The 12,543-nt window shown below is 41.4% G+C and carries 13 protein-coding genes, 1 tRNA gene and 1 riboswitch; of the genes, 11 read left to right on the top strand and 3 right to left on the bottom strand.

Annotated features, from left to right (window positions below; all coding sequences use genetic code 11):
• Nucleotides 1–29: 29 nt before the first annotated feature.
• Nucleotides 30–431: an acyl-CoA thioesterase gene (locus HC000_RS12665; protein ID WP_086993121.1), complete on the top strand. Its 402-nt coding sequence runs from the start codon at nucleotides 30–32 to the stop codon at nucleotides 429–431.
• A gap of 164 nt (nucleotides 432–595) precedes the next feature.
• Here HC000_RS12665 and HC000_RS12660 read toward each other — a convergent pair whose 3' ends face one another.
• The gene (locus HC000_RS12660) at nucleotides 596–1,693 is read right to left on the bottom strand and encodes an RNA-guided endonuclease TnpB family protein (RefSeq protein ID WP_179807835.1); all 1,098 of its coding nucleotides are present in this window, start codon (nucleotides 1,691–1,693) and stop codon (nucleotides 596–598) included.
• Between the two features lie 70 nt (nucleotides 1,694–1,763).
• On the opposite strand from HC000_RS12660, the gene tnpA reads away from it, so the two are divergent.
• The 8 genes from tnpA to HC000_RS12620 all read left to right on the top strand — a co-directional run bounded on the left by tnpA (nucleotide 1,764) and on the right by HC000_RS12620 (nucleotide 9,504).
• Nucleotides 1,764–2,183 (top strand): IS200/IS605 family transposase, encoded by a 420-nt coding sequence (tnpA, locus tag HC000_RS12655; protein ID WP_179807834.1) that lies wholly within the window; start codon nucleotides 1,764–1,766, stop codon nucleotides 2,181–2,183.
• Between the two features lie 157 nt (nucleotides 2,184–2,340).
• Nucleotides 2,341–2,739: an META domain-containing protein gene (locus tag HC000_RS12650; RefSeq protein ID WP_041454338.1), complete on the top strand. Its 399-nt coding sequence runs from the start codon at nucleotides 2,341–2,343 to the stop codon at nucleotides 2,737–2,739.
• 162 nt (nucleotides 2,740–2,901) lie between these two features.
• Nucleotides 2,902–3,014, top strand: a riboswitch (TPP riboswitch).
• Between the two features lie 172 nt (nucleotides 3,015–3,186).
• Nucleotides 3,187–5,139 (top strand): phosphomethylpyrimidine synthase ThiC, encoded by a 1,953-nt coding sequence (gene thiC, locus HC000_RS12645; protein ID WP_218911006.1) that lies wholly within the window; start codon nucleotides 3,187–3,189, stop codon nucleotides 5,137–5,139.
• 57 nt (nucleotides 5,140–5,196) lie between these two features.
• Entirely contained in the window at nucleotides 5,197–6,198 is a 1,002-nt protein-coding gene (locus HC000_RS12640; RefSeq protein WP_179807833.1) for an FAD-dependent oxidoreductase, read from the top strand.
• 7 nt (nucleotides 6,199–6,205) lie between these two features.
• Nucleotides 6,206–6,400, top strand: a complete 195-nt coding sequence (gene thiS, locus HC000_RS12635) for a sulfur carrier protein ThiS (RefSeq protein ID WP_011327191.1) — start codon at nucleotides 6,206–6,208, stop codon at nucleotides 6,398–6,400.
• A 5-nt stretch (nucleotides 6,401–6,405) separates the two neighbouring features.
• Nucleotides 6,406–7,197 carry a thiazole synthase gene (locus HC000_RS12630; RefSeq protein WP_179807832.1) on the top strand — a complete coding sequence of 264 codons (792 nt, stop codon included), beginning with the start codon at nucleotides 6,406–6,408 and terminating at the stop codon, nucleotides 7,195–7,197.
• A gap of 11 nt (nucleotides 7,198–7,208) precedes the next feature.
• Nucleotides 7,209–8,735 carry a thiamine phosphate synthase gene (gene thiE / locus HC000_RS12625; RefSeq protein ID WP_179807831.1) on the top strand — a complete coding sequence of 509 codons (1,527 nt, stop codon included), beginning with the start codon at nucleotides 7,209–7,211 and terminating at the stop codon, nucleotides 8,733–8,735.
• Between the two features lie 22 nt (nucleotides 8,736–8,757).
• Nucleotides 8,758–9,504 carry a HesA/MoeB/ThiF family protein gene (locus HC000_RS12620; RefSeq protein WP_179807830.1) on the top strand — a complete coding sequence of 249 codons (747 nt, stop codon included), beginning with the start codon at nucleotides 8,758–8,760 and terminating at the stop codon, nucleotides 9,502–9,504.
• A gap of 182 nt (nucleotides 9,505–9,686) precedes the next feature.
• Here the strand turns inward: HC000_RS12620 and asd are convergent, their stop codons facing one another.
• Together asd and rsgA are read right to left on the bottom strand one after the other, a co-directional pair.
• Complete coding sequence (asd, locus tag HC000_RS12615) at nucleotides 9,687–10,553, bottom strand: archaetidylserine decarboxylase (RefSeq protein WP_041454339.1); 867 nt, start codon at nucleotides 10,551–10,553, stop codon at nucleotides 9,687–9,689.
• Nucleotides 10,554–10,568: 15 nt separating this feature from the next.
• Nucleotides 10,569–11,627 (bottom strand): small ribosomal subunit biogenesis GTPase RsgA, encoded by a 1,059-nt coding sequence (gene rsgA / locus HC000_RS12610; protein WP_011327196.1) that lies wholly within the window; start codon nucleotides 11,625–11,627, stop codon nucleotides 10,569–10,571.
• Nucleotides 11,628–11,748: 121 nt separating this feature from the next.
• On the opposite strand from rsgA, the gene orn reads away from it, so the two are divergent.
• Both orn and HC000_RS12600 read left to right on the top strand, forming a co-directional pair.
• Nucleotides 11,749–12,294: an oligoribonuclease gene (gene orn, locus HC000_RS12605; protein ID WP_058372577.1), complete on the top strand. Its 546-nt coding sequence runs from the start codon at nucleotides 11,749–11,751 to the stop codon at nucleotides 12,292–12,294.
• Between the two features lie 175 nt (nucleotides 12,295–12,469).
• Nucleotides 12,470–12,542, top strand: a tRNA-Gly gene (locus HC000_RS12600).
• Nucleotide 12,543: the final 1 nt, after the last annotated feature.

Raw genomic sequence — 12,543 nt, 5'->3', positions numbered from 1 at the left:
TTATACGTTAAATAATTTGGATTACGAATATGACCTTTACAGTAGACTTTAAAGTGCGAGACTACGAATGCGACCTACAAGGCATTGTAAATAATAGTGTGTATTTTAATTACTTAGAGCATGCGCGCCATGAATTTTTGCATGCACATGGGGTTGATTTTGCTCAGCTTGCCAAAGATAAAATTAACCTGGTCGTGATGCGCAGCGAAATGGATTATAAACAGTCATTATTACCGGGTGATGAATTTTATGTAGCTGTAGAGCCACAACGTATTAGCCGACTTAAATTTGCTTTTAAACAAACCCTGATCCGTAAACACGATGAAAGAATAATGCTTAATGCATTGGTAATCGGCACAGCTTTAAATGAAAAAGGTCGGCCATTTTTACCAGCGCAAATAGATAATTTATTTAAAACGGATTCTGAATAAAAAACAGCGTAATTTTCAAACTATCTTAGATTGAAGTACCCCTAGATAAATCAAGGGGATTCTTGTCGTCAACGGTTTAAGCATTGTGATACTAGATCACTTTAGACTTCTAAAACCTCTTACAAGCATTTAATGTGTCGGTACTACCTACCGCCACAAATTATTTAAGCTATTAGCCTTAATCCCTCATTATGGATATTAATAGCAGCATTATGATCTCTATCGTGGATAGCTCCACATTCACAAGACCACGTTCTTATAGCTAATGACCATTTACCAGAATACAGCGAACCGCACTCATTACACATTTTACTTGATGGAAACCACTGGCTAATAGCTGACACTTTACGGCCATACCAATCGGCTTTATATTCTAACTGTCTTACTATTTCACCAAAATTAGCATCGTGGATATGCTTAGATAGCTTACGGTTCTTAACCATGTTTTTGACTTTCAATGACTCGATCCCTATCACTTGGTTTTCGTTTATAAGTTTCGTTGTCATTTTTTGGGTAAAGTCTTTGCGTGAGTTTGCTATCTTTTCGTGAATTCGAGCAACAACACGTTTTTGCTTGTTGAAGTTGTTGGAGCCTTTTTTCTTCTTGGCTAGTTTACGTTGTGCTTTGGCTAGCTTGCTAGCGTACTTGTTTGTTAATCGTGGATTATTGAACTTAGTGCCATCCGAACAGATAGCAAGATCTTTAATGCCAACGTCTAAGCCTACCGTTTTATTCGCTACTGGTCGTTTTTTAATATCTTCTTTAACTAAGATACTAATGAAGTACTTACCTGATTTAGTTTTAGATACAGTCAGCGAACTAGGCTTACCAGTAAATGAGCGTGACCACTTAATTTTTAATGGCTGCTTCATCTTAGCAAGTGTTAACGATTGCTTATCAGCCTCCCACTTAAAGCCGTTACTCATATAGCTTACTGATTGATTACCATGTTTATTTTTAAACTTAGGGTAGCCAAAGCCAGACTTAAAGAATGATTTAAAGCCTTTATCTAGGTGCTTTAATGCTTGCTGCAATGGCACACTTGAAACATCTTTCAACCATGCAAAATCAGGGTTCTTTTTAAGCTGAGTGAGGTTTTTACTCCAATCGTTATAATTGGTTTTATTACCTAAGTCGTATTGCTCTTTAGAGTAACCAAGTGCTGAATTATAAGCGAAACGAACACAGCCAAATGTATGAGTAAGCATTAGCGCCTGTTCATTATTTGGGTAAACTCTGTATTTGTATGCTATTAAAATCACTTGGTCTTACTCCTTGCTTTTTCTTATTATATACCTAAGTATGACAATCAACTATTGGTCCATTATAATTATGACGCATAAGAATGAGGCAGAAGTAAGAAAAGGTAGGCACTGTGTTAGCGCATTACATGCACATTTAGTATTCGTGACAAAATACAGGCACAAGGTGTTTAATGATGTAATTTTAAATCGGCTAGAGGCGATACTATTAGATGTGTATAAAGATTTTGAAGTTGATTTAGTCGAATTTAACGGTGAGCAAGATCACGTTCATTTGTTAATTGAATACCCTCCTAAAGTACAATTAAGTAAATTAATTAATTCGCTTAAAGGTGTTAGCTTAAGACTAATGAGGAAAGAGTTTACAGAAATACACCGCTACTTATGGAACGGTGCGCTTTGGTCGCCTAGCTACTTTGCTGGATCTTGCGGTGGCGCGTCATTGGACGTATTAACAGCCTATATAGAACAACAAAATAGACCTAAGTAATGTTAATGCTACGCATTAAAGACTTACATCCTCGACATAAATGACGGGGGTTTTCATCAGGAACGATAAAATTTACACTTTAAACATGTATTTTTAACGGATTAACTTGTTGAAAATTGTTATTATTACAGTAATTAGACAAATAATTAGTAATAACATGAAATTAGCAGCAATACCCATGCTTATAATCGGTTTATGTGTTGGTTGTGCATCAACGCAAACGGTTACCTCAGAGCAGCTTAAACATACTCAATGGCAGTTATCACGTATTGATGGCCTAGCTATTCCGCCTTCGTTTAATGCGTCGGTGGGTTTTATTGAAGCACTGCAAGTCAATGGTTTTGCTGGCTGCAATAAATTTTTTGGTGAAGGTGAGCTGGACGATAGTAGCTTAACAGTTAACAAAATAGGGATGACCCGTAAGTCGTGTGGCCAACAACTTGATAAGTTTGAGCAGCAGTTACTACACGCACTGCAACAAGGCGCGCAGCTTAAAATGCAAGACCAGCAATTGGTAATGCAGGGCGAGAAAACATTTGTATTTATTGCGAAATAAAAAACGCCCTCTTGCAGGCGATTTTTAACTGGCGTACACTCAACGCTGATTTGCTAGATACTATTCGCAAATTAATAAATTACAAATACCAATTTGATACCTAAGCAACTTAGCATTGCAGCTGCAGTTATAAGTAGCAAAGGTATATTTAATAATTGGTATTAATACTTGTCGGAGTGCCTAACTAAATAATTAGTTGAGGCTGAGATCGCGAAAGCGGGATCCGTGAACCTGATCAGGCTAATACCTGCGTAGGGAACAAGCTGCCTAAAATAGGACGCTTGTGCGTCTTTTTTTATGCGTACAAGTTATACCATCCGGTATTAAGTTCTGTTGGCTGCCAAGATTGGCTGTGACAGTAAACTGCTTAACCAATCTACGATCCAATGAGGCATTTTGCCTTCTCAATTCTTCGCACAAGACAACCCATAAACTATGAGGTAAGTCATGTCGAATACTGCAAAAAAATCATCGCGTCGTGAAACGCGAGCCGCTGCATCTGAATATATTTATAACTTAACGGGACAACCGTTTCCTAATTCGCACAAAGTGTATGTTGAGGGTACGCAAAACAACATTCGTGTAGGAATGCGTGAAATAACCCTAAACGATACTTATATAGGCGGCAGTGATGAAAATCCAGTGTATGAGCCAAACGAACCGTTACGTGTTTACGACACATCAGGCCCGTATACCGATCCAAATTTTAAGCTTGATGTACGCCAAGGCTTAGCAAAGTTTCGTGAACAATGGATTGAAAGCCGCGGTGATACCGAGTTACTTGAATCAGTTACTTCACGTTTTACGCAACAACGTATGGCTGATGAAGGGCTTGATCATCTTCGTTTTGAGCATTTACCAAAAATACGCCGTGGTAAAGCGGGTAAAAATGTCACGCAAATGCATTACGCTCGCCAAGGCATTATTACCCCTGAAATGGAATACGTAGCGATACGCGAAAACATGGGGCGCAAAAAAATTCATGCTGAACTATTAGCCGCGCAGCATAAAGGCGAGTCATTTGGGGCCAGTATTCCTGATTTTATTACACCTGAATTTGTACGCGACGAAATTGCACGTGGCCGCGCTATATTACCCAACAATATTAACCACCCCGAAACCGAACCTATGATTGTAGGGCGTAACTTTTTGGTAAAAGTAAACGCTAATATAGGTAATTCATCGGTAAGCTCATCGATTGAAGAAGAAGTAGAGAAAATGGTGTGGTCTACTCGCTGGGGCGCCGATACCGTTATGGATTTATCAACCGGGCGTTATATTCATGAAACTCGCGAATGGGTAGTACGTAACTCGCCTGTACCTATTGGCACAGTTCCTATTTATCAAGCGCTGGAAAAAGTAAACGGCGTAGCGGAGGACTTAACCTGGGAGATTTTTCGCGATACGTTAATAGAGCAAGCTGAACAAGGCGTCGATTACTTTACTATTCATGCAGGTGTGCTACTGCGTTACGTACCAATGACCGCAAAACGAGTAACCGGTATTGTGTCGCGCGGTGGCTCTATCATGGCAAAGTGGTGTTTAGCGCACCATAAAGAAAACTTTTTATACACCCACTTTGAAGATATTTGCGAAATTTTAAAGCAATACGATATTTGTTTTTCGCTTGGCGATGGCTTGCGCCCAGGCTCGATTGCTGATGCCAACGATGAAGCTCAGTTTAGCGAATTGCGCACCCTAGGTGAGTTGACTAAGTTAGCCTGGAAACACGATGTACAAGTATTTATAGAAGGCCCCGGGCATGTGCCAATGCATATGATTAAGGCCAATATGGATGAGCAACTTAAACATTGCGACGAAGCACCGTTTTACACTTTAGGCCCGTTAACTACTGATATTGCACCTGGGTATGACCATATCACCTCAGGTATTGGTGCGGCTCAAATAGCATGGTACGGCTGCGCTATGCTGTGTTACGTAACACCTAAAGAGCATTTAGGTTTGCCAAATAAGGAAGACGTAAAAGAAGGTTTAATTACCTATAAAATTGCTGCCCATGCCGCCGATTTAGCAAAAGGTCACCCCGGTGCGCAAGAGCGTGATAATGCCCTATCAAAAGCGCGCTTTGAGTTTAGATGGCATGACCAATTTAATATTGGTTTAGACCCTGAGCGTGCCCGCGAATATCACGATGAAACACTCCCGCAAGAGTCGGGTAAAGTAGCGCATTTTTGCTCTATGTGTGGCCCTAAGTTTTGCTCAATGAAAATCAGTCAAGAAGTACGCGAATATGCAAAAGATTTAGAAGCGCGTGGCATTGACCCTGCTAATGCTGCAGATACGATTACAATAAAAATGATTGATGTAGAAGCACAAATGAAAGCTAAATCGGACGAGTTTAAAAAAACCGGATCAGAAATATATCATAAAGCGATATAAATCAGCTTAAGGAGTTGGGCTGCGGGCAGCGAGGGCTCGCAGCTAAAAGGAACTTTTATGTTTTACAATATAGCGGTAGTGGGGTTTGGTTTAACCGGTAGGTTGGCGGCGCTTGAGCTGAGTAAGCAACACCGAGTTACTGTATTTGAGGCAGATGATGAGCACTCTCAAAACAGCGCAGGCAAGGTGGCTGCGGCTATGCTTGCTCCTCTTGCTGAGTCGGTATTGTGCGAGGCTGATTTAGCTTTAATGGGGCTTGATTCTATAAAGCGTTGGCCTGGGATTATTGATGAGCTTGATAGTGAGGTTTTTTTTCAGCAGCAGGGCACATTAGTTGTCGCGCATCAGCAAGATAAAGGCGATTTACAAAGCTTTGCTCAGCGGCTAAAACCGTTAGCTAATTATACCGGGGAGTCGGTGAATTCCCAGCAAATTGAAATGTTAGAGCCTGAGCTTGCTAATCGTTTTAGTCAGGGGTTATTTTTACCCTGTGACGGGCAAATAGATAATCAGGCATTTTATCAAGCCAGCTTTACACAGCTCAATAAACGCAAAGTAAAGTTTGTATTTAATCAACGGGTAACGATTAACGATAATAAAATTAATAACCGAGAGTTTGATTATATTATTGATTGCCGAGGGCTTGGCGCAAAAGATGACAAGCCTCTGCGGGGCGTGCGTGGAGAAGTAGCTAGGTTATACGCGCCAGAGGTGAGTTTAACGCGACCCGTGCGCTTAATGCATCCGCGTTACCCCATTTATATAGCGCCTAAACCCAATAATGAATATGTAATTGGCGCGACTGAAATAGAGTCGCAAGATACAGGCCCAGCCACAGTGCGCTCTGCTTTAGAGTTACTTTCGGCGGCTTATACGGTGCACAGCGGTTTTGCCGAAGCGCGGCTATTAAATATTCAAACAGGGTTACGCCCGGCATTTTGCGATAACCGCCCACAAGTAACACACGTTGGGCGAGTTATTAGTATTAATGGCTTATATCGTCATGGTTACATGTTAGCGCCAAGTTTAGTGGCAAATGCCCTTTTATGCATAGAGTGAAAATTAAATGAACATAACAATTAATGGTGAGTTAATAGCTATTAGCAGTAATAAGCTCATTAACTGTTTGCAAGATTTTGGTGGTGTTGCGCCATTTGCGGTGGCGATTAATGGTGAGTTTATACCGCAAAGCCAGCATAGCGATTATCAATTAACTGAGGGTGATAGTATTGAGTTGCTCTCGCCGATTCAGGGCGGATAACAGCTATGCTAAATAATGACTATTTAACTATTTATGGTGAGCAAATAAAAAGCCGATTGCTAATAGGCTCGGCGCTTTACCCGTCGCCTGCAGTGATGAATGAATCGATTGTTGCATCGGGCGCTGAAATAGTCACGGTGTCGCTTAGGCGTCAGCAAAGTGCGGCTGCGGGTGATGATTTTTGGCAGTTAATAAAAAATACTGGGCTTAAAATTTTACCAAATACAGCAGGGTGTCATAGTGTTAAAGAGGCCATAACGCTTGCTAAAATGTGCCGTGAAGTGTTTGCTACCGATTGGATTAAGCTTGAACTGATAGGGGACGATTACAACTTGCAGCCCGATCCGTTTGCACTGTTAGAAGCAACTAAAATACTGATCGACGATGGCTTTAAAGTACTGCCATATTGCACAGACGATTTAGTGCTGTGCCAGCGTTTAAATGCTTTAGGCTGTGAAGTATTAATGCCATGGGGTGCACCGATTGGTACAGGTAAAGGCTTGTTAAACAGTTATAATTTAAAAACAATCAGAGAGCGCTTACCTGAGGCAACGTTAATAGTGGATGCTGGTTTAGGTTTGCCCTCGCATGCCAGCCAAGCACTTGAACTAGGGTATGATGCAGTATTATTAAATTCGGCGATTGCCGGAGCGGGTTGCCCTATAACCATGAGCCGAGCATTTAAAGCCGCGGTAGAGGCTGGACGTTTTGCATATAACGCCAAAGCAATGCCTGAAAAAGACGTTGCAGCCCCTTCAACCCCGACTATGGGTATGCCATTTTGGCATCAAGAATAAGTGAGACGAATATGAATAACGTAGTATGGACAATCGCCGGCTCAGACTCAGGCGGTGGCGCAGGTATTCAAGCCGATATAAAAGCAATGCAAAGTTTTGGTGTGCATGGGTGCACTGCTATTACAGCACTGACTGCGCAAAATAGTTTAGGTGTTGAGGCAATTAATGCCGTATCAACCGATATTATTGAATCGCAGCTTTTAGCGCTCGAAAAAGATATGAAAGCCAAAGTAATTAAAATAGGCATGCTGGCAAATGTGCAGCAAATTCAATTGATCAGTGAACATATAAGCCACTATAAAGCCAAATGGCCAGTGCCGCCTGTTATTGTTTACGACCCAGTAGCTATTGCTACTAGCGGCGATTTATTAACAGAGGAAGACACAGTAAGTGCTATTAAAGAATGCTTATTGCCGCTGGTGGATGTAATAACCCCAAATACGCACGAAACCCAGTTATTAACTGGCGTGTACTTAATTGGTCCTGCGGCAATAAAAGAAGCCGCCAATAAGTTATTAAGCTGGGGCGCAAAAGCCGTGGTTATAAAAGGCGGGCATTGGGATTATCCAAGCGGCTACTGTATAGATTACTGCATAAATAATTTCACTCAAAAAGGCGAAGAATACTGGCTGGGAAATGAAAAAATTCAAACGCCACATAACCATGGTACAGGCTGCAGTATGGCCTCGGTTATTGCTGCTTGCTTAGCAAAAGACTACCCGTTAAAAGATGCGTTTATTTTAGCTAAAGCTTATATTAATCAAGGATTGAAAGTAGCGGTGCGCTACGGAGAAGGAATTGGCCCAGTAGCACAAACCTCATTTCCAACCAACTTAGCCGATTACCCCCAAGTAATAGAAGCGGGCAGTTGGTTAGGTGATGAACTCGATTTTGACGTTCCGCTTGATTTTAATATGGCTGCAGATTTTGCACCCTGCGAAAGTAAATCATTAGGTTTATACGCAGTGGTTGATAGTGTTGACTGGCTAGAAAAGTGCTTACAACAAGGCGTTAAAACTGTGCAGTTACGAGTTAAAAATAAAGACGATGCACAACTTGACGAATTAGTGGCAAAAGCAGTGGCACTGGGGGAGCAATATAATGCGCAGGTATTTATAAACGACTATTGGCAACTTGCAATTAAGCATGGTGCATATGGTGTGCATTTAGGCCAACAAGATCTAGAAAGCACTAATTTAGCGGCGATTAAAAATGCAGGACTTAGGCTGGGGCTTTCTACTCATGGCTTCTATGAAATGCTCCGCGCACATAATTACCGCCCAAGTTATTTGGCATTTGGCGCTATTTATCCTACCACTACCAAAGATATGACAGGGCAAATACAGGGACTAGAAAAGTTATTTAAATTTGTCCCCTTGATGCAAAGCTACCCAACAGTGGCAATTGGCGGTATAGATTTAAAGCGCGCCAGCCAAGTTGCTAAAACAGGCGTTGGTAGTGTGGCTGTGGTACGTGCAATTAGCGAAGCCGATGATTATGTGCAGGCAATAAGTGCGTTGCAAGCGGCAATAAATTAAAGTGGGCCAGGTTAATAGCCAAATGAATGAACTTAGCGATAAAGAAATGCTGCGCTATAGTCGCCATATATTGCTTAAAGAAGTGGGACTTGCAGGGCAGTTAAAGCTTAAGTCGGCAAGTGTTGCAGTAGTAGGTGCGGGCGGCTTAGGCAGCCCCGCATTACTGTATTTAGCTGCTGCGGGTATTGGTAAGCTTATTTTAATTGATGATGATGCGGTTGAGCTTTCGAACTTACAGCGCCAAGTGCTTTATAAAGTAAATCACTTAGGGCAAAAAAAGGTGGTTGCAGCAGGTAAAGTGCTTGCAAGTCTGAATAACCAAATCACTATAATTACTCACGCTGAAAAGCTTACTCAAGATAATAGCGCAGCATTACTCAATAATGCGGATATTGTGTTGGATTGCAGTGATAACTTTACCACTCGTTACAGTGTTAATCGCTTTTGTATAGAGCATAAAACCCCGTTAATCTCGGGTGCGGCACTGGCAACAAAAGGGCAGCTGATTGGCTTAGACTTTAGAAATGCAAATAGCCCGTGTTATGGCTGTATTTTTCCACAAAACGATATTGCGCCGCTTATCAATTGTGATAACGCCGGAGTAATAAGTCCGCTGTTGGGTATTATCGGCTCAATGCAGGCGCAGCTGACACTCAATATGTTATTAGGTCATTCTAGCGATTGTGTGTTTATGAGTATTAATGCACTCACTTTGCAGCAGCAACAATTTAAAGTGGTGAAAGATATCGACTGTAAGGAGTGTAGGTAAAGCCACGGTTTCAGGTGTTAGGTATCAGGCAGAGATCAGCCAAACTCGGTATTTAAGCAAACTGTAGGCGAGTTATTTTCCACCGCGATTGAATTTATAAACTCACTGAAAAATAAAAACCCCGCGTTTATTACCATAAACGCGGGTTTTTTTTACCTGATATCTATATCGATATCTATATCTTAATCATCAATTTTGGCAAACGGGGTGCCTAAGCGGGTCACTGTTTCAGGAAGTTGATCATCAAGAATATCCGCTTTGTCGTCGCCCCAAGCAAGTACCACGGTAGAGCCAAGTTTAAAGCGGCCCATTTCTTCACCTTTTTTAAGGCTAATAGCGTTTTCGCCCTTGGTTGGGTAGTTCCAGCTAAATACATCGCTACCAGCTGGTGGTGTTACTGTACCCGCCCAAATAGTTTCAATGCTGGCAACAATAGTTGCGCCAACCAGTACCATAGCAAGTGGGCCTATTTCAGTTTCAAAAATAGCAACCACACGTTCGTTACGTGCAAACAAGTTAGGCACGTTTTGCGCAGTCAGCGGATTTACTGAAAATAAATCGCCTGGTACGTAAATCATTTTACTTAATGTGCCATCAATTGGCATATGAATACGGTGATAGTCTTTTGGCGCTAAATAAATAGTTGCAAACTTACCGCCTAAAAATGGGGTTGTATCGTCTTTATTACCACCAAGTAGTGCTTGTAGGCTGTAATCGTGACCTTTAGCTTGAATTAGTTGGCCGTCAACAATATCGCCTAATTGGCTAATTGCGCCATCTACTGGATGAATAATAATGTCGCTGTCTGCAACTATTGGGCGTGCGCCATCTTTTAACGGACGGGTGAAAAACTCGTTAAAGCTTTCATAATGAGCAGGATCTGGGTGTTTAGCTTCACTCATATCTACTTTGTATTGCTTAATAAACAGTTTAATTAACGTGGTTGTTAACACACCCGCTTTAGCAGCGGCTAGTTTTCCTACTACGCGTGAAATAAAGTGTTTTGGCATTGCGTACTGCATTGCGATTTTAAATTTATCTAAACTCACTGGTTGTTTCCTAAATTATACGCGAGGCGCGCGAGAGCCTGCACGGCCATCGGCCATTGTTTCTAAAATTCTGTGGTAGCTGTCAAAGCGCAATTGCGAAATTTTGCCATCAGCTACGGCTTCTTTAATTATACAGCCCGGATCGTTTAAATGTTTACAGTCTCTAAATCGACACCCGCCTATAAATTCTCTAAATTCTTTAAAGCACCAAGTTACACGATCAACTTCTAAGTGCCATAAACCAAATTCACGTATACCCGGTGAATCTATTAAGTTACCGCCGCTTGGTAAATGATGTAGGCGAGATACCGTGGTGGTATGTTGGCCTAAACCACTGTTTTCAGAAACTTCTTTAGTTAGAATTTCAGCATCTGGAAGTACGGTATTAACTAAAGTAGATTTACCTACGCCACTTTGACCAACAAAAATATTGTTTTTGCCAACGAGTACATCTTTTAATTCGTCAATACCATCGGTACTTATATTACTAACCAATAAAACTTTGTAGTCGAGCTTGCGGTATACATCGAGTACTTTTTGTATTTCACTAAGACCTTGCGCATCTATTAAATCTATTTTATTTAGTACTAAAATAGGCTCTATACCCATATCTTCGCAGGCTATTAAATAACGGTCGATAATACTTGGGGTAAATTCGGGTAATACTGCTGACACCATTAATATTTGGTCAATATTAGCAGCTATTACTTTTACACCGTCGTAAAAATCAGGGCGAGTAAGTTGTGACCGACGCTCTTGCGTTGCTTCAATTACACCAGCTAAATCGCCTTCACTTACTTTAGCGCGGCGAAACAGTACTTCATCCCCACACACTAAATTAGACACAGTACGGCGTATATTACAGCGTAGTACTTCGCCGCTTTCAACTTCCACATCAGCATGTTGACCAAAACGACTGATCACAATAGCGCTTTCTACTTGGCCTAAATTATCAGTTTGCCATTCTTGCGCACCTTTTTTAGCAGGCCTTGCATCGGCACTGCTTATACGCTTTTGATGATTAGCCTTGATCTGACGAGACTGGCCTTTACTTAATTTTTTTTGTTTTGCCACAGGAGGCCTATAACCTTAGTTAAATGTCGACTTAGCTAAAAAATGCTTTAGCTCGACGTATGATGCTAATATGATATATCGAAATGCGCTGGATCTAAAGGAAAGCACCGCTTAGGTAATTATGAATATTAATAAATCAAACTTAATTTGGCTCGATCTTGAAATGACCGGACTCGAACCAGAGACCGATAAAATACTCGAAATTGCGACCGTTGTCACTGATGCTGATTTGAATATATTAGCTGAAGGACCAACTATTGCCATTCATCAAAGTAATGAGTTACTTGATAGTATGGATGAGTGGTGCACCACTCAGCATGGAAAATCGGGTTTAACAGCACGCTGCAAGGCAAGTACTTACGACGAAGCCTATGCGGTTGAGCAAACAATAGCCTTTTTAAAACAATGGGTACCTGCAGGTGCATCACCGATGTGTGGTAACTCCATAGGGCAAGATCGTCGCTTTATGAATAAATATATGCGCGAATTGGAAGACTTTTTTCACTATCGTAATCTAGATGTAAGCACAATTAAAGAGCTCGCGCGTCGCTGGAAACCAGAGGTACTTGCACAAGTGAATAAAAAAGGCTCACATCTTGCGCTAGACGACATTAAAGATTCGATTATGGAATTAAAGGTCTATAGAGAAAAATTCTTTAATTTATAAAAAACACTTGCAAACACACTGTATTATTGTAGAATCCTGCCCCGCTCAAGACGATAACCCACGCGGGGTTAGTGTGTTTGAGTTGTTTAAATATAAAGCAATACTAGCTCAGTTGCTAGAATGTTGAACGCGACTTGTCGCTCAGCAACAGACGAACTACTGACTACTTTATAATGCGGCACTAGCTCAGTTGGTAGAGCGCGACCTTGCCAAGGTCGAGGTCACGAGTTCGAGCCTCGTGTGCCGCTC

It is taken from the genome of Pseudoalteromonas sp. MIP2626 (assembly GCF_013414205.1).
Classification (GTDB): Bacteria; Pseudomonadota; Gammaproteobacteria; order Enterobacterales; family Alteromonadaceae; genus Pseudoalteromonas; species Pseudoalteromonas nigrifaciens.
The sequence above is the reverse complement of the archived record's forward strand: the minus strand, read 5'-3'. Positions and strand labels throughout refer to the sequence as shown.